Annotated in this window: 18 protein-coding genes; 2 read left to right on the top strand and 16 right to left on the bottom strand. The window is 33.5% G+C overall.

Going from position 1 to position 16,451, the window contains the following annotated elements; translation table 11 throughout:
* Positions 1–4 precede the first annotated feature (4 nt).
* Positions 5–727 carry a polyprenol monophosphomannose synthase gene (locus ABD935_RS08795; RefSeq protein WP_345191522.1) on the bottom strand — a complete coding sequence of 241 codons (723 nt, stop codon included), beginning with the start codon at positions 725–727 and terminating at the stop codon, positions 5–7.
* Positions 728–847: 120 nt separating this feature from the next.
* Between ABD935_RS08795 and ABD935_RS08790 the strand changes: the two genes are divergently transcribed.
* A complete protein-coding gene (locus ABD935_RS08790) occupies positions 848–1,495 on the top strand; it encodes a DUF4271 domain-containing protein (protein WP_345191521.1) in 648 nt (215 codons plus the stop codon).
* Positions 1,496–1,514: 19 nt separating this feature from the next.
* Entirely contained in the window at positions 1,515–2,264 is a 750-nt protein-coding gene (locus ABD935_RS08785; RefSeq protein WP_345191520.1) for a uroporphyrinogen-III synthase, read from the top strand.
* Positions 2,265–2,402: 138 nt separating this feature from the next.
* Here ABD935_RS08785 and ABD935_RS08780 read toward each other — a convergent pair whose 3' ends face one another.
* The 15 genes from ABD935_RS08780 to ABD935_RS08710 form a co-directional block, all read right to left on the bottom strand.
* Positions 2,403–3,332, bottom strand: coding sequence for a DUF3078 domain-containing protein (locus tag ABD935_RS08780; protein WP_345191519.1), 930 nt, complete (start codon positions 3,330–3,332; stop codon positions 2,403–2,405).
* 126 nt (positions 3,333–3,458) lie between these two features.
* The gene (locus ABD935_RS08775) at positions 3,459–3,965 is read right to left on the bottom strand and encodes a DUF2480 family protein (protein ID WP_345191518.1); all 507 of its coding nucleotides are present in this window, start codon (positions 3,963–3,965) and stop codon (positions 3,459–3,461) included.
* Between the two features lie 37 nt (positions 3,966–4,002).
* Positions 4,003–4,329 (bottom strand): SUF system Fe-S cluster assembly protein, encoded by a 327-nt coding sequence (locus ABD935_RS08770; RefSeq protein WP_345191517.1) that lies wholly within the window; start codon positions 4,327–4,329, stop codon positions 4,003–4,005.
* 1 nt (position 4,330) lies between these two features.
* Positions 4,331–4,753: a SufE family protein gene (locus ABD935_RS08765; RefSeq protein WP_345191516.1), complete on the bottom strand. Its 423-nt coding sequence runs from the start codon at positions 4,751–4,753 to the stop codon at positions 4,331–4,333.
* A gap of 39 nt (positions 4,754–4,792) precedes the next feature.
* Positions 4,793–5,599, bottom strand: a complete 807-nt coding sequence (locus ABD935_RS08760) for an META domain-containing protein (RefSeq protein ID WP_345191515.1) — start codon at positions 5,597–5,599, stop codon at positions 4,793–4,795.
* 87 nt (positions 5,600–5,686) lie between these two features.
* A complete protein-coding gene (locus ABD935_RS08755; RefSeq protein ID WP_345191513.1) occupies positions 5,687–6,832 on the bottom strand; it encodes a zinc metalloprotease in 1,146 nt (381 codons plus the stop codon).
* Between the two features lie 154 nt (positions 6,833–6,986).
* On the bottom strand, positions 6,987–8,201 hold the full coding sequence (locus tag ABD935_RS08750; protein ID WP_345191512.1) for an aminotransferase class V-fold PLP-dependent enzyme: 1,215 nt from the start codon (positions 8,199–8,201) through the stop codon (positions 6,987–6,989).
* Positions 8,202–8,338: 137 nt separating this feature from the next.
* Complete coding sequence (gene sufD / locus ABD935_RS08745; protein ID WP_345191510.1) at positions 8,339–9,652, bottom strand: Fe-S cluster assembly protein SufD; 1,314 nt, start codon at positions 9,650–9,652, stop codon at positions 8,339–8,341.
* 75 nt (positions 9,653–9,727) lie between these two features.
* Positions 9,728–10,480, bottom strand: coding sequence for a Fe-S cluster assembly ATPase SufC (gene sufC / locus ABD935_RS08740; protein ID WP_345191509.1), 753 nt, complete (start codon positions 10,478–10,480; stop codon positions 9,728–9,730).
* Positions 10,481–10,484: 4 nt separating this feature from the next.
* Positions 10,485–10,904, bottom strand: coding sequence for a hypothetical protein (locus ABD935_RS08735; protein WP_345191506.1), 420 nt, complete (start codon positions 10,902–10,904; stop codon positions 10,485–10,487).
* A 61-nt stretch (positions 10,905–10,965) separates the two neighbouring features.
* The gene (gene sufB / locus ABD935_RS08730; RefSeq protein ID WP_345191505.1) at positions 10,966–12,414 is read right to left on the bottom strand and encodes a Fe-S cluster assembly protein SufB; all 1,449 of its coding nucleotides are present in this window, start codon (positions 12,412–12,414) and stop codon (positions 10,966–10,968) included.
* Positions 12,415–12,429: 15 nt separating this feature from the next.
* On the bottom strand, positions 12,430–12,759 hold the full coding sequence (locus ABD935_RS08725; RefSeq protein ID WP_345191503.1) for a HesB/IscA family protein: 330 nt from the start codon (positions 12,757–12,759) through the stop codon (positions 12,430–12,432).
* A gap of 499 nt (positions 12,760–13,258) precedes the next feature.
* Positions 13,259–14,308, bottom strand: a complete 1,050-nt coding sequence (locus ABD935_RS08720) for a cytochrome-c peroxidase (RefSeq protein WP_345191502.1) — start codon at positions 14,306–14,308, stop codon at positions 13,259–13,261.
* 6 nt (positions 14,309–14,314) lie between these two features.
* A complete protein-coding gene (locus ABD935_RS08715; RefSeq protein WP_345191500.1) occupies positions 14,315–15,085 on the bottom strand; it encodes an MbnP family protein in 771 nt (256 codons plus the stop codon).
* A 9-nt stretch (positions 15,086–15,094) separates the two neighbouring features.
* On the bottom strand, positions 15,095–16,447 hold the full coding sequence (locus ABD935_RS08710) for a hypothetical protein (protein WP_345191498.1): 1,353 nt from the start codon (positions 16,445–16,447) through the stop codon (positions 15,095–15,097).
* Positions 16,448–16,451 lie beyond the last annotated feature (4 nt).

Genomic DNA, 16,451 nt, shown 5'->3' with positions numbered 1-16,451 from the left:
CTTTCTACTTTTTAAATAAACTCTTGAACTTCATAGAAATGACTCCAAAAATAGCCTCAGAAATAATCCCTGTATTCAATTTAGATTCACCTCGGGTTCTATCAGTAAATATAACAGGGACCTCAACAATTTTAAATTTCTTTAAATAGGTTTTAAACTTCATTTCAATTTGAAATGCGTAACCTATAAATTTAACAGCATTTAAATCTATAGATTCTAACACTTTCCTTTTATAACAAACAAAACCAGCAGTGGTATCATGAATTTTCATCCCCGTTATTAAACGCACATATTTTGAAGCGCCATAAGACATCAATACCCTTGCCATTGGCCAATTAACCACATTAACACCCGTTTTATACCTTGAGCCTATTGCCATATCTGCACCACCAATATGGCATGCATTGTACAGTTTGATCAAATCTTTTGGATTATGTGAAAAATCGGCATCCATTTCAAAAATGTAATTGTATTTTTTTTCTAAACTCCATTTAAACCCATGAATATATGCTGTGCCTAAACCAGATTTTTCTTGTCGTACTTCTAAAAACAATCGATTAGGAAAATCATTCTGAAGTTCTTTTACTTTTAAAGCCGTTAAATCCGGTGAATTATCATCTACAACAAGAATATGAATAGCATCTGACTCGGAAAACACGGCTCTAATAATAGCTTCAATGTTTTCTATTTCATTATATGTTGGAATAATTACAACTGTTTCCTGCATATTTCCTATAAATAAAACTTCTTAATAGTTTTTAGCAAATGTACATTAATAAGCGTTTATTTATTTTAAATATTTCTTAATAATATAGCCCTATATTAAAAATTATAATAATTTTATGCCATGCTTCGTAACATCATTTCAAACGAAATATTCACTATCTTAATTATCATTGGCTTAGTCATTGTAGCTATTGCTAAATTAACAGCCCCTAAGCGTTTTGATGATTTTATAATTGTTTTAGGAAACACTAGATACCTTAAAATTTATTCTAAAGACCAGAAATTTTTCGACAGGTTTGATGGTTTGTTGTTCAGCAATTTAATTCTTTCCTTAACGGTATTCTGCTTTATTATTTATCGGCACATAACCGAATCTAATCAAACTACAATGAATACTATGTTTAAATTAGCTTTTGGAATTGGTGTTTTCATCCTTATAAAAGTGCTTTTTGAGCGCTTAATTGGAAGCCTTTTTGAAATTGACAAGATTATAGACCAATACCTCTTTCAAAAAACAAGTTATAAAAATTTTTTAGGCATTTTGTTATTGCCAATAAATGCCTTATTGCTGTTTAGTTTTCAGCCCACATTACCAATAATTTATGGCATGATTATTTTATTGATAATTGTAAATATAATCGGTCTAAATAGTTCATTTAAAACTCACCAAAGTTTAATAAAAAACAACTTATTTTATTTTATTTTGTATCTTTGCGCTCTTGAAATCGCACCCTATATTATTTTATATAAGGTGTTTGTTACCAAATAACAACAAACTACTTGCGCTTATGAAAGTGAAAACCATTTTAGTATCTCAGCCAGAACCTAAAATTGAAAACTCGCCTTACTTCGATTTACAGGAGAAACAACGCGTAAAAATAGATTTCAGACCTTTTATTCATGTTGAAGGTGTTTCTGCTAAAGAAATTAGACATCAAAAAATTGATCTAAATAATTACACGGCTATTATTTTAACAAGTAGAAATGCTGTGGATCACTTTTTTAGAATTGCTGAAGAAATGCGTTTTAAAGTTCCAGACTCTATGAAATATTTTTGTCAGTCTGAAGCTGTGGCCTATTATCTTCAAAAATATGTCGTGTACAGAAAGCGTAAAATTTATGTTGGAAAACGTACGTTTGCTGAGCTTTCGCCATTAATAAAGAAATATAAAGACGAAAAATTCCTGTTACCAAATACCGATAAAGTAAAGCCTGCCGTTCCTGAAACTTTGGACGCTTTAGGTGTAAATTGGAAACAAGCTACATTTTACAAAACGGTGGTTAGCGATTTATCTGATTTAGCAAATGTATCGTATGATGTCTTGGTGTTTTTCAGTCCTTCTGGAATAGAATCTTTATTTCAAAACTTTCCGGATTTTAAACAAAACGAAACGCGAATTGCTGTTTTTGGAAATACAACCATTAAAGCCGTTGAAGAAAAGGGCTTACGTGTAGATATTGCTGCACCAACACCTGAAACACCTTCGATGACCATGGCATTACAAAAATATATTGAAAAGGCTAATAAAGGAAAATAAAGCTTTTATCACTCGCTTTCAGAGACGAACTCAAATAAATAGCTAGTGGTTGAACGTAGTAGAACGGTTCAATTTCTAATAAAAAAAAATGTGCTTCCAAAAAAAGAAGCACATTTTTTTTTATAATATTGGTTTAAATTAGAATTTATAACTCAATCCAAATGTATAATAGGTTTGCAAATCATTATCAACATCATCAAACGAAGTTGCTGTAGCTGGAGTTTGCGCTAAAGCATAGTTTAAAGCCTCCTGTTTGTTGCTCCTTAAACCAAAATCAAAGCCAACACCAATCATTTTCCATAAGGTATAGCCAAATGAATTGGTCCACGTAAAGTTTGATAAGTCTCCACTTTTATAACTTTGGAATGTAGAGAAGTTTGTTTTAAAGTTTATAGCTCCAATTTGTCTTGTATAATCTGCAACTATTTTAGCCCCTAAAGATGAATCAAATACGGCATCGTTATCAGCAAAAACAAAGTTGTAGTTTAATGGGTGCACCACTACAATTAAATTTTCAATAGGTGTCCAAGTAGCACCAATCCCTAAATCTAAATATCCAGGATCATTAAAGTTGTCTAATAATGTTGTTCTGTATTCCATTAATCCAGAAACGGCTATTGTTTTAGCAATATTTCTACCGTATAAAGATGAAACATTAAAGACATCCGTAGTTGGGCTAAAACCATCATCAGCATCTGTACCATTATCTTTATCATCTAGTTTTACCCAGTTTAAGTTTGTGGTTAAAGCGTTTCTCCAAAAGAATTTCTCCTGAATTAAATTAGCAAAAGCATTTACAGTTAACCCAATATTCCCAGAAGCATTATTAGGCTTGTCTTGAGAGTACCAGTTGCTAAAGTTAGATAAGCTACCACCAATAGTACCAAAAGCTCCTTTTTTCCATCCTGGAAGAGCATCAATTTTAGCTTGTAGTGCATCTGCTTCAGCTTGCGCTGCATCTGCTTCAGCTTGTTTTTCGGATTTCTGAGCTTGTAACTCTTCTTTAGTTTGCGCATTAACCGAAATCAATCCGATAAATAATGCTAATAGTAGTAATGTTTTTTTCATTTTGTATTTGTATTAAAATGCGTGCAAATATAAGTTAATTTTAAGTTCAATAAAACCACTCTAACTATTAAAGCGATTGTCAATTAGACCCTTTTTTATAATAAGGTCACATTAAAAATAACAAGATTATTTGTTTTTATAAAGCGGCACAGAAGAGCAAGCCTCACCATACATAATGGATTTTACAATAGGTTTAAGCTTATTAGAAAGCATGATATAAGCATTTTGAGGCACAGGTTTGTTGGAACACCCTTTTATAATAATGGGTTTATCTTTGAAGTCCGAAACATCAAGGTTATTTATAATGTCTTGGTAAATTGAAGTCTCTAGATTATCAAGCGTGCCAATAACAATTTTTTTGGCATAGGTTTCTAGTTGAATACTTAATAGCATATAAGCCCAACCAGGAATAATAGCATCACTACTACAAGTTAGTGCGATGTAGTAGTCTTGATATTGACTCCAATCGAACGCTGCTATTTGATTTCTAAAGTCTTTTTCACGAAGCACAAAACCTTCAAAAAGCCAATCTTTGATATCAAAAAGCACACGTGTTCCTTTTGGATAATAATCCTCAAGGTCAATGGTTATTAATTTACTATTCGCTACGCGATTTATGATGTCGTCTTTCAAAAAGCTATGTTATTAAGTTGCGTTTACTGTAAGCTAATTAAAGCATACCCAATTCCAACTTTGCCTCTTCACTCATTAATTCTTGTGTCCAAGGTGGATCAAACGTAATTTCAACTTCCGCACTTTTTACAGCATTAAGCGATTTTACTTTTTCTTCAACTTCTAAAGGCAACGTTTCTGCAACCGGGCAGTTTGGAGTTGTAAGGGTCATTAAGATTTTTACATCATAATCTTCGTTTACAAATACATCATAAATTAATCCTAATTCGTATATATCCACAGGTATTTCTGGATCGTAAATCGATTTAAGTACGTTTACTATTTTTTCGCCTAATTCGGCAGTATCTATTGTTGTATCGCTCATTTTAATTCAATTGTGTTTGGTATGCAATAGCATACATTTTTAATTGCTTCACCATACTTACCAGTCCGTTAGCTCGTGTTGGTGACAAATGCTCTTTAAGTCCAATTTTATCAATAAAATCAGTATCTGCATTAATGATGTCTTTTGGATGCTGATTAGAAAATACACGTATTAATATAGCAATAATACCTTTAGTGATTATGGCATCACTATCTGCGGTAAAGCTTATTTTATCGTCATTCATTTCGGCATGTACCCAAACTTTACTTTGGCAACCTTTTATAATGTTGCTATCTGTTTTGTATTGGTCGTCAATTAAGGGTAAATCTTTCCCTAAATCAATCATATATTGGTAACGTTCTTCCCAGTCTTCAAACATTGAGAATTCGTCTATTATTTCGTTTTGAATGTCTTCAATACTCATTCTTAAAAATTTTATGTAAAAATACAACATCAAATGTTGCTATTCAATGTTTTCTGAAATTGATAGTATTTCTTTAACAAGATTTGCTATTTCTTTTGGTGGGTTTCCATGGTCAAAAGGTTGAGTTTGATAAGTTTTACCATTATCAGTTATTTTTAATCGTGCAATAGCTGCGCCATCATATTGAAATGCTTTACTTGGAGCTTCAAGCTTAGGGATGGTTTTAATATTTATAGAACTAATGGCTTTTATAAGGGTTTTCCAGTTCTGTTCCCCTAAACCCTTAGCTTCTGGCGTGCCTGCTCTTTGTTCTAAGATTGTAATGCTTTTTTTGTTTATTGTAATTTGTTTGTAAAAGCCTCTTGATGAAACAGAATATTCAATAAGATAATTATTTTCTGGTTGTATGCTATAAATTGAATCTTTTGAAGCTTCAATTAAAATAGCATCACCATTATTTAAATTTATTTGATTGTTTTTTACCAAAAACATGTTAACATTAGATAAAGCTTTTAGTAAGTATTGTTCAACATCCATAACATTTTCACAATACATTTTTGTAGTTGCTAAATTGCTAATGAATATCGAGTTTTTTTCAATTGTATAGGTTCCAAAAAACCGATTACACCCACTAAAACCTGATACTTTATTCGTGTTTTGACCAAATGTTATGCTTAAATTACCAGGAAGATTTCTGTTAGTTTCTATTGATGAAATTGTATAGCTACCATAGAGTATTTCAGTTTGTTTTTCTTGTTCAGAATCACCACTCATAGTTGATGTTTCATTTTGACATTTACAAGATTGTAGAACAAACACCGTGAGCAATAGTATTAAAAGCTTCATGAATATTATTTTAAAATTTGAAAAAATAATATACAAAAAAGACACCAAAGTTGGTGTCTTTTAAATAGTTTACAAACAATTATCGGTTTAGTCTACAAAGCTGTACCTATAACCACCAATGGCAAATAAAGCACTTGCTCTGTCTTTTTGGCCATTAGTAAACATGTACATACAATCATCGTAAACATAATCCATATAATTCATGGTCATATCGGTTGAGTTGCAATTAACAGTAGGATAAGCAGGACAGCCATAATTTGGTCCATCCGATGATGGTGTATCCGACACAAAATCATCGTCAGAGCACCCACCATCTCCCCATATATGTCTTAGGTTTAACCAATGTCCAATTTCGTGTGTGACCGTTCTTCCATGCCCATAATTGCCACCTGTTTCTCCAAAATAATCGGGACCAATAACGACACCATCTGTCACCTCTGGACCACCAGGAAATTGCGCATAACCTAATATGCCACGACCAATTTCACAAACCCAAATATTCAAATAAGTTGATGTGTCAGTAGCATCAATACCACCTTGACTGGAAAATTTCATAGCGTCTCTCGTTCCCCAATTTTTTTTCTTTGAAGAGACCCTATTTACAATATGTTTGGTGAATTTAATATCAAAATCCGCATCCACACCGGTAAATATTTTGAGATCATCAGGTTTATTAAGATTTCTATTATCAAAGTCTATATTTAATATAGCTATTTGCGAATCTATCTGTGCATCTGTTACTTGACCAGGAGACTTTTCTATAATGTTGATTACAAGAGGAATAGTTAAAGTATAATCATTAATATTGTCTGGACACCCAGAATTATAAGAAGGGCCAATTTCGTTAGGGCATAAATCGGAAGAGTCTGGTGTACCATCACCATCCGTGTCAACTATCGGATCTGTTGTGCCACCGCCTGGACCTCCACCTGGTGTTCCAGTTGGTTTTTTACCTGCAATAAACTGTCTTGTAAAATATTCAATATCATACATTTTTTTTTCAAGACCAGGGTTTTCCTTTAATAACCGGTTAAGATTAACCATGGTATAACAAGACTTTATAGGGCTTTTTGTTGCTGTCAGTTTAGAGGTTTCATCTACATCGGCATTAGTGTAAACATAAAAATCACTCATATCAATCTTGGATTGCTCCGAAGTAATGTCATTTTCATTATTGCTACACGATGTTAAAATAAAAGATAGGGCAGCAAATGCCAGTATTAATTTTTTCATGTGCTATTAATTAGAAAGTTAGAATCTATTAAAGATAGGTTTTTTTAAGAAAAGATTAATACTAATCGTGCGAAGACATGAATTCCTAGATAAAATGCACAATCTAAATATAATGGACAGTAGATATTTTGTTTTAGAAGTGTTTCAAACTGATTTAAGAAAGCATCAGTTTTGCCTTTTTAACACCAGCCATCAAAATATCTATTTCTTGCTTAGTATTATAAAACGCAAAAGAGGCCCTTACCGTTCCTGGAATTTTAAAGTAATCCATAATAGGTTGAGCACAGTGGTGACCAGTACGAACAGCAATACCTAATTTGTCTAAAATAGTACCCACATCATAAGGATGAATACCTTCCAAATTAAAAGAAATAACCGAAGTTTTATTTTTGGAAGTTCCGTAGATTTTCAAACTATCTATTTCTAAAAGTTTTTCTGTAGCATATTCTAATAATTCATGCTCATATTTAGCTATGTTTTCAAAACCTACACGATTCATATAATCTATGGCCGTTCCAAAAGCAATACCGCCACAAATATTTGGGGTACCCGCTTCAAATTTATGAGGCAAATCGGCATAAGTAGTTTTTTCGAATGTGACTTCGGCAATCATTTCGCCACCACCTTGATATGGCGGTAATTTTTTCAACCATTCCTCTTTACCATAAAGCATACCAACGCCTGTTGGCCCACACATTTTATGAGCGGAAGCAACGTAAAAATCGACATCAAGTTTTTGAACATCTGGTTTTATATGTGGCGTTGATTGTGCACCGTCAATTAAAACTGCTGCGCCAATTTTGTGTGCTTCTTCAATAATATATTCTATAGGGTTGATGGTACCTAAAGCGTTTGATATATGATTTACAAATACTAATTTGGTGTTTTCAGACAGCAACTCATCGAACTCAGACATGACCAACTCCCCTTCTTGATTCATTGGAATGACTTTTAAAGTTGCCCCTATACGCTCACATAACATTTGCCATGGCACAATATTACTATGGTGTTCTAAAGCAGACACAATAATCTCATCGCCTTTTTTTAATAGTGATGAAAAACCGTTTGCCACTAAATTAATACTGTGAGTTGCTCCTGAGGTAAAAATGATTTCATGAGAAAACTTGGCATTAAAATGTGCTTGTATTTTATATCGGGCTTGTTCGTATAAATCGGTAGCTTCTTGACTTAACGTATGTACACCACGATGAATATTGGCGTTGTAATTTGAGTAATAGTCTACAATAGCATCAATAACCTGTTGTGGGGTTTGAGATGTTGCTGCATTATCAAAATACACTAAGGGTTTACCATTTACTTTACGAAAAAGAATGGGAAAGTCTTTTCTAATGTCTTCTACGTTGAACATAGCTGGATGTTTAGCCCCGATTGAGGCATTTGTTGGAGCTCCTCAAAGAGAGCGACTGCCGAAAGCGGGATTAGCTTCTAATAATTAATAATTTTAGTTATCATCATGAGATTCCCTTCTTCAAGGGAATGACAAATCTATAAATCAAACCCAATATTAACCCCTAATTTGTTTGCGATAATTTTAGTGATTCGTTGTTTAATTTCTGGAATTTTAACCGAACTTAACACGTTATTACTAAATGCATACATTAAAAGTGCCTTGGCTTCTTTTTCTGGAATACCACGCGATTGCATATAAAACAAAGCACTTTCATCTAGTTGCCCAATAGTACAACCATGTGAACACTTTACATCATCAGCAAAAATTTCTAATTGCGGTTTGGTATTTATTGTAGCTTTATCGCTTATTAAAATATTGTTATTGGCTTGAAACGCATTGGTTTTTTGAGCCTCTTTTTCGACAATTATCTTTCCGTTAAAAACACCTGTTGAATTCTCGCCAAAAATGCCTTTATAATCTTGATGACTTTCACAATTTGGCTCAATATGATGTACTAACGTGTTGTGGTCTACATGTTGTTTGTCGCCAATAATAGTCACACCTTTTAAAATAGAATCTATACGTTCGCCTTCTTGATAAAAGTTTAAATTGTTGCGAATTAGCTTACCACCAAATGCAAAAGTATGCACTGAGGCAACGCTTTCTCGTTTTTGTTTGATGAACGTATTGTCTATTAACGACGCATTAGAATTATCATTCTGAACTTTATAATAATCTATAATAGCACGTTTATTTGCAAAAATTTCGGTAACGCTATTGGTTAAAACTGGATTATCCGTTAAACTTTGGTGACGCTCTATAATTTGCACATGAGAATTCTCCCCAACTACAATTAAATTACGTGGCTGTAACATTGTAGCCGATTCATTTCCAGTTGATAAATGAATAATTTGAATCGGTTTCTGTACTAGTTTATTCTTTGGAATTTGAATGTAAGCTCCCTCATTTGAAAATGCCGTATTTAAAGACGGCAAACTGTCTTTTGTAGCGGCTTTATTGAAATAATTTTCAATAATTAAACGGTATTTTGGTTTTGATAATGCTGCAGACATTAAACAGACATCCAACCCGTCATGTGTTGTTTGGGATAAGTGTGATGAATATTTTCCATCGATAAACACAATTTTATACGTATCTATATCGTGGATAAAATATTTTTTTACATCTCTATATTCTAGGGCGTTTTCCTGTTTAGGGAACACACTATAATCTTCTTTTAAGATTTTATTTAACGACGTATATTTCCAAGCTTCCTCTTTTTTAGAAGGAAACCCCTTTTCTTCAAATATTTTTATAGCATCGTTCCTAACATCGTGTACATAAGTATCTACATCTGCTTGATTTTCAAACACTAGAAAGGATGATAATAATTTGTCTTTTAAATCCATGTTGTTCAGTTGTTAGTCGTTAGTTATTAGTCCTTAGTTGCGTACTGCAAACTGCGACTGAATACTGCGACTATTTTACGCGTTCACTTCTTCTTTAATCCAATCGTATCCTTTTTCTTCAAGCTCATGAGCTAGTTCTTTTCCTCCAGATTTTACAATACGACCATTGTAAAGAACATGAACAAAGTCAGGAACAATATAGTCTAACAAACGTTGGTAATGTGTAATTACGACTACAGCATTATCCTTACTTTTAAGTTTGTTAACACCATTGGCTACAATACGCAGTGCGTCAATATCCAAACCTGAATCCGTTTCATCAAGTATAGCCAATTTTGGCTCAAGCATGGCCATTTGGAAAATCTCGTTTCGTTTTTTTTCACCACCAGAAAACCCTTCGTTTAATGAACGTGATAAAAATTTTCTATCAATCTCTAATAACTCAGATTTCTCACGAATGAGTTTAAGCATATCTTTAGCAGGCATATCATCTAAGCCTTTAGCTTTGCGAGTTTCGTTAATAGCGGTTTTAATGAAGTTGGTAACAGAAACCCCAGGGATTTCAACAGGATATTGAAATGATAAAAACACCCCTTTATGGGCACGCTCTTCAGCAGCCAATTCATCAATATCTTCACCTTCAAAGACAATGCTACCCTTGGTAACTTCGTACTCTTCTTTTCCAGCAATAACAGAAGCCAATGTGCTTTTTCCAGAACCGTTAGGCCCCATAATAGCATGCACTTCTCCTGGTTTCACTTCTAAATTAATGCCCCTTAAAATGGCTTTATCTTCAACACTTGCGTGTAAATCATCTATTTTTAACATACAATTAATTTCCTAGTTTCACTACGTTGTTATCTTCTTTGGATGCTGATTGAACATTTAGTATTTCAACAATTTCAACTTTATTTTCCCAAAGAATTTTGTCGTCTTTTTGGTTTGTAATTTTTCCTCGTATTTCAACTTGAACCATATCCGTAGGCTCCGTTTTATATTTTTCAGCAAGCTTATTCAATTCAAGCATTTTATCTGTGACTAAAACACCATAAATTTCAGCATGTGTTTGTAATACTGCAGCGTCACCATAATAAACAAACTCACCTTTTAGCAACGTGAGTCCATCACTTTGTTTTGCTGTTTTTTCAGAATCATCTGAAATAGTTGTTTCTTCTTTTTGATTTGATTTAGTATCATTTTTACAACTTACAAATGCTGAAATACATACTAATAGAATTAATACTTTCTTCATTTTTATTAATATTTTCGATTCAATTAATGAAACTCCTGCTCTTGCAGTAATGACAAAAAAATCACCCTACGCTTCCTTCCAAACTTATTTCCAATAATTTTTGAGCCTCGACAGCAAACTCCATAGGGAGCTTATTTAATACCTCTTTGCTAAAACCATTTACAATTAATGCGATGGCTTTTTCAGTATCTATCCCTCGTTGATTACAATAAAAAATTTGGTCTTCGCCTATTTTACTTGTAGTCGCTTCGTGTTCTATTTTTGCCGATTTATTTTTTGCTTCTATATAAGGAAATGTATGTGCGCCACATTCATTGCCCATTAACAAACTATCGCATTGCGAAAAGTTACGTGCATTTTCTGCTCTTGAGTTTATTTGAACTAAACCACGGTAACTATTTTGAGATTTCCCAGCGGAAATTCCTTTTGAAATAATAGTCGATTTGGTGTTTTTACCTAAGTGAATCATCTTAGTACCTGTATCCGCTTGCTGATAATTATTTGTTACTGCGATGGAGTAAAACTCACCAACAGAATTATCGCCTTTTAATATACAACTTGGGTATTTCCAAGTTACAGCAGAGCCAGTTTCAACCTGAGTCCAAGAGATTTTTGCGTTTTTTTCACATAAACCACGTTTTGTTACAAAATTGTAAACACCACCTTTACCTTCTGCATTTCCTGGATACCAGTTTTGTACTGTTGAATATTTTATTTCGGCATCATCTAAAGCAATAAGTTCTACAACGGCAGCGTGTAATTGGTTTTCATCACGACTTGGAGCCGTACAACCTTCTAAGTAACTCACGTAACTGCCTTCATCAGCAATTACTAAGGTTCTTTCGAACTGACCGGTTCCTGCCTGATTAATTCTAAAATATGTAGATAATTCCATTGGACAACGCACCCCTTTTGGAATATAACAGAAAGACCCATCACTAAATACGGCCGAGTTTAAAGCGGCATAGAAGTTGTCTTTTTGAGGAACAATGGTCCCTAAATATTTTTTTACAAGTTCTGGATGCTCTTTGATAGCTTCCGAAATACTCATAAATATTATACCCTTTTCACCTAAAGTTTTCTTGAATGTGGTGGCTACAGAAACAGAATCTACCACAACATCCATAGCTACATTAGCTAATTTTTTTTGTTCATCGATTGAGATACCGAGTTTAGCAAACGTTGCTAAAAGCTCAGGATCTACCTCATCTAAACTATCGTATTTAGGTTTGCTATTTGGTGCAGAGTAATAAGAAATACCTTGAAAATCTGGCTTTTTGTAATGTACGTTTGCCCATTCTGGCTCGGTCATTTCTTCCCAAACTTTAAAGGCTTCCAAACGCCATTCAGTCATCCATTCTGGTTCTTCCTTCCTTTTAGAAATTGCTCGAACAATATCTTCATTTAAACCATTAGGAAATGTATCTGATTCTATATCAGTATAAAAACCGTATTCGTATTCTTTAGTCTTCAGCTCTTCGCGTAAATCATCCTCGGTATATTTCGACATAATGCTTTCTAAATTTTAAAGTGAAAATGATTCGCCACAACCGCAAGTACGATTAGCGTTTGGATTATTAAACACAAAACCTGTTCCGTTTAAACCTCCTGAATATTCTAAAGTAGTTCCTATTAGGTATAAGAAGCTTTTTTTGTCAACTATGATTTTTACACCATTATCTTCAAAAACCTTATCATCTTCTTGATGCTCTTTATCAAATTTTAAATCATAAGATAATCCAGAGCAACCGCCACTTTTTACACCAACACGAACATAGTCTGTTGAGGCACTATAACCATCATCGGTCATAAGCTCAACCACTTTTTTCTTTGCTGTTTCAGAGACTTTTATCATATTAATTTTTTATTAGATTTAGTTATGAATTAATGCTTATTTTTATTAAGACAGTTTCTAAATAGAGTGCAAATATACAATATAAGTCATGGATTACCACATAACCTAACATTATATTAGCATATAGTTTTATAGGTTTTTCTTATTGGTTTATAAAGTGCTCCTTTAAAGATTGCTTTTAAAATTTAAGCTATCCTTTTTCTGTAGAGAAGCGAGGAGAATTTTTCGTTTTCTTTTTGGGAAACAGAAGTTATTGCACCATCATTTTCGAATTTAAAATAACTCTTGCAACATTTACATATTAGCTCTGGAGTATTAGCATTTGCATGACTCAAGCGAAAATAATTATGTCCATACGTGGAACAAAAAATATTGGATGTTATTCTTTTATTCATACATGAATAGTTTCAAGTAGTCAATTTAAATAAAATTATAAAAAGTTAGACGAAATTTATATTTTTTTCGATGAAATACATTGTTTTGCGTAGGATTACTCGTTTTAATTAAAACTATTTATAAACTCATAATCTGATAGCGATAATAAAAATAGCTTTAAATCTGCCTTATCTCTATCTGATAAACCAACACCACCTTGAGCAACCTTCTTCATTAAAGGATCTATGGTCGCAGAGGTTTTTAAGCCTTCGCTATAATGATTTATAACGTCTTCTAAAGTTGCAAATCTACCATCATGCATGTAAGGTGCTGTAAACTCTATATTTCTGAGTGATGGTGATTTAAACTTCCCATTATCGGCAGGGTCGCCAGTAACTGCGCCTAAACCTAAATCTGCAAATATTTCGTCTAAACCATTGTTATGAAAAATATTGTCTGTCCATAACGGGTTTTTATCACTACCATGACAATGAAAACAATCGCCTTTAGCTTCATCCATAAATATATTAAATCCATTTAATTCTTGCGGTGTTAATTCAATGTCACCTAAAAGGAACTTATCAAATTTTGAGTTTGAAGAAATTAAAGTACGTTCAAATTGTGCAATAGCTTTTGTGACTAAAGTCGAATCTATTTTTGAAGTTCCGAAAGCTTGTTCAAATAAAACCGGATATTCTGCGTGCTGTTGTAGTTTTTGCTCAACATCAACCCAAGAACTATTCATTTCAATAGGGTCGGAAACAGGAACAAAAGCCTGATGCTCTAGACTAAACGTATTGCCGTCCCAAAAGAATTTTTCATCATAATTCCATGCTAAATTAAAAAGCGGCATGGAGTTTCGAGTGCCTAAAATACCATCAATACCATCGCTAAATCTGTCTGAATCTGTAAATGCGTTTTCTGGAGCATGACAATCAGCACAAGATTGAGAGTTATCTGCTGACAAAATGGGGTCGAAAAATAATTTCTTTCCTAATGCAATCCCTTCAACGGTTTGTGGATTATCTATAGGAATTACTGGCGGAAGGATATTGTCTTTAAATAATTTCGGGATTCTAATCGGACTAGGCGTAGCAACATATTTATCTACACTTTCATTTGTGCAAGAAAAGTAAAGTGAAAGTATAACGATATATAAAGACCATTTTTTCAAAATAAATTATTGATTAACAGATTCTAAACTAAATACATTTTGCCCGTTTTCGAACATCATCACTTGGGCGTTAAAATTAGGCATCAGCGTATTGTTCAAAACATTCAAATCCCAAGTATTTGGGTTTTTAAACCATTCGGCAATATTCATTTCAATCTTAAAAGCCGTACTATTTGCAATGGTAATTGCACCTAAATTTACCTCAAAAAAAGTATCTTGAAATTCTTGGGGTGTTTTAGAGTTATCCACAGCTCTAATAGCATGATAGGCATACCCTATTTCGGCAGTTGTGTTGTCTATAAATTTACCTTCCAATTGCATGAAATGATACCCCCCACCGAGCATTTCAGGAACAATCCAGGAAGCAGAATTCAAATCAGCATAATTTCCATTATAATTATCATCGTTGTTAAAACCGAAAGCAAAGGACACCTTACTGTAAGCCCCCAGTGGGATTGTTATATTTGGAGCAAACGATAGATTGGTATTGTTGGTAACATCCACTAAATAGTATCCGGAAATCACAAATATTTCTCCTGTTGATTTTTTGAATGTTATGTTTGAAATGAGATACCTTAATTTAGAAATACTGAGTTGTTCGCCATTGGTGTTAGTGAATTTTATAATGTTAAAATCTGCATTTCCAACAGATGTCCCATCCCAATTATGACTAAAATTAAAAGCAACATTAGCTTGTGAAACTTTATCGTCATTATCTTCACTACAGGACAATATTGCAATTAAAGAAATTAGAAAAAAGGGGGTTATTCTTTTCATTTTTGCTAGCTATTTTATTTTGAACACCAATAAATCTGTAAAGCCTTTGTTTTCTGGAACATCCAAATTTGAGCTGTTAGATTCTCCAACAACAACTATTGTTTTATCATCTAGTTCGACAGCATCATAGGCAAAATCGATACCTGAACCGCCAATTGTTTTTTGCCATTTTAAATTACCATTGGTATCAATTTTTAAAACCCATGCATCATTCTGACCATTATTTTTTGATAAGTCCCCATCAGCACTTCGTGAACTTCCAGAAATGATAAAACTACCATCTTGAGTTTTTGAAATAGAACGCCCAACATCAAAACTACTGCCTCCATAGGTTTTCTCCCAAATAAGCTCGCCTGAAGGCGCTATTTTAATAGTCCACAGATCGGCAGCACCCTTATTGTTTGAAACATCTAAATCTTTACTTCTAGTATCTCCAACAATTATATAATTGCCATCGCTTGATTTTGAAATAGCATGAGCCTCATCAATTTGTGAACCTCCAAAAGATTTTTCCCAAAGTAAATTTCCTGTTTCAGATATTTTAACCACCCAGAAATCGTATGCGCCTTTACTTCCTTTAACATCAACATCATCACTATCTGATGACCCTATAATAATATAACCGTTATCTTCCGTTTGAATAACATCATAAGGTGTGTCTGTAAACGTGCCACCATAAAATTTACTCCATTGTTTCTCACCTAAAGCGTTAATTTTAACAACCCAATAATCGCCTCCAGCATGTTTTACCGAAGAAGATTTACTGTTGCCTTCGCCATTTGATGCAGAAACATCTAGAACACCGGCAAGAAGGTAACCGTTATCATTCGTTTCAATTAAGGAAACACCATTATCAGCTCCCAAAAACCCAAAAGATTTTTGCCACAATATAGCTCCAGAATCATTTAGTTTTGACACCCAAAAATCATTAGCTCCAGCATTTTCGGTTACATCACCATCATTACTTTTACTGGATCCTATAATGGCGTAACCGCCATCGGACGTCTGAATGATATCGCTCCCTCTATCATCATCCGTTCCACCATATGTTTTTTGCCATTGAAGCATGCTGTTTTTGTCAAACTTAAGTAGCCAGTAATCAAAAAATTCATTGGTTTTGTTGGATACATCACCATCCATACTTTGTGCGTGACCTAAAATAGCATAACCACCATCGGAAGTTTTGGCAATGGCTTTTGCACTTTCATTTTTTGTTCCGCCTAGAGTTTTTATAAAATCGATTGCTACTGAAGAATCCGTTGGGATTTTTGAGCCATCATCGTTTTTAGAGCAATTAAACCCCAGCAAAACAGTAAACATGATACTTAGGGCAAATATATATTTTTTAAAGTAGTCGTACATAATT

Source organism: Algibacter agarivorans (assembly GCF_039543245.1).
In the GTDB taxonomy this organism is placed as follows: Bacteria; Bacteroidota; Bacteroidia; order Flavobacteriales; family Flavobacteriaceae; genus Algibacter_G; species Algibacter_G agarivorans.
The sequence above is the reverse complement of the archived record's forward strand: the minus strand, read 5'-3'. Positions and strand labels throughout refer to the sequence as shown.

Coding starts and splice junctions, on each gene's coding strand:
- ABD935_RS08795 (WP_345191522.1), bottom strand. CDS start 727: ATGCAGGAAACAGTTGTAATTATTCCAACATATAATGAAATAGAAAAC.
- ABD935_RS08790 (WP_345191521.1), top strand. CDS start 848: ATGCTTCGTAACATCATTTCAAACGAAATATTCACTATCTTAATTATC.
- ABD935_RS08785 (WP_345191520.1), top strand. CDS start 1,515: ATGAAAGTGAAAACCATTTTAGTATCTCAGCCAGAACCTAAAATTGAA.
- ABD935_RS08780 (WP_345191519.1), bottom strand. CDS start 3,332: ATGAAAAAAACATTACTACTATTAGCATTATTTATCGGATTGATTTCG.
- ABD935_RS08770 (WP_345191517.1), bottom strand. CDS start 4,329: ATGAGCGATACAACAATAGATACTGCCGAATTAGGCGAAAAAATAGTA.
- ABD935_RS08765 (WP_345191516.1), bottom strand. CDS start 4,753: ATGAGTATTGAAGACATTCAAAACGAAATAATAGACGAATTCTCAATG.
- ABD935_RS08760 (WP_345191515.1), bottom strand. CDS start 5,599: ATGAAGCTTTTAATACTATTGCTCACGGTGTTTGTTCTACAATCTTGT.
- ABD935_RS08755 (WP_345191513.1), bottom strand. CDS start 6,832: ATGAAAAAATTAATACTGGCATTTGCTGCCCTATCTTTTATTTTAACA.
- ABD935_RS08750 (WP_345191512.1), bottom strand. CDS start 8,201: ATGTTCAACGTAGAAGACATTAGAAAAGACTTTCCCATTCTTTTTCGT.
- sufD (WP_345191510.1), bottom strand. CDS start 9,652: ATGGATTTAAAAGACAAATTATTATCATCCTTTCTAGTGTTTGAAAAT.
- sufC (WP_345191509.1), bottom strand. CDS start 10,480: ATGTTAAAAATAGATGATTTACACGCAAGTGTTGAAGATAAAGCCATT.
- ABD935_RS08735 (WP_345191506.1), bottom strand. CDS start 10,904: ATGAAGAAAGTATTAATTCTATTAGTATGTATTTCAGCATTTGTAAGT.
- sufB (WP_345191505.1), bottom strand. CDS start 12,414: ATGTCGAAATATACCGAGGATGATTTACGCGAAGAGCTGAAGACTAAA.
- ABD935_RS08725 (WP_345191503.1), bottom strand. CDS start 12,759: ATGATAAAAGTCTCTGAAACAGCAAAGAAAAAAGTGGTTGAGCTTATG.
- ABD935_RS08715 (WP_345191500.1), bottom strand. CDS start 15,085: ATGAAAAGAATAACCCCCTTTTTTCTAATTTCTTTAATTGCAATATTG.
- ABD935_RS08710 (WP_345191498.1), bottom strand. CDS start 16,447: ATGTACGACTACTTTAAAAAATATATATTTGCCCTAAGTATCATGTTT.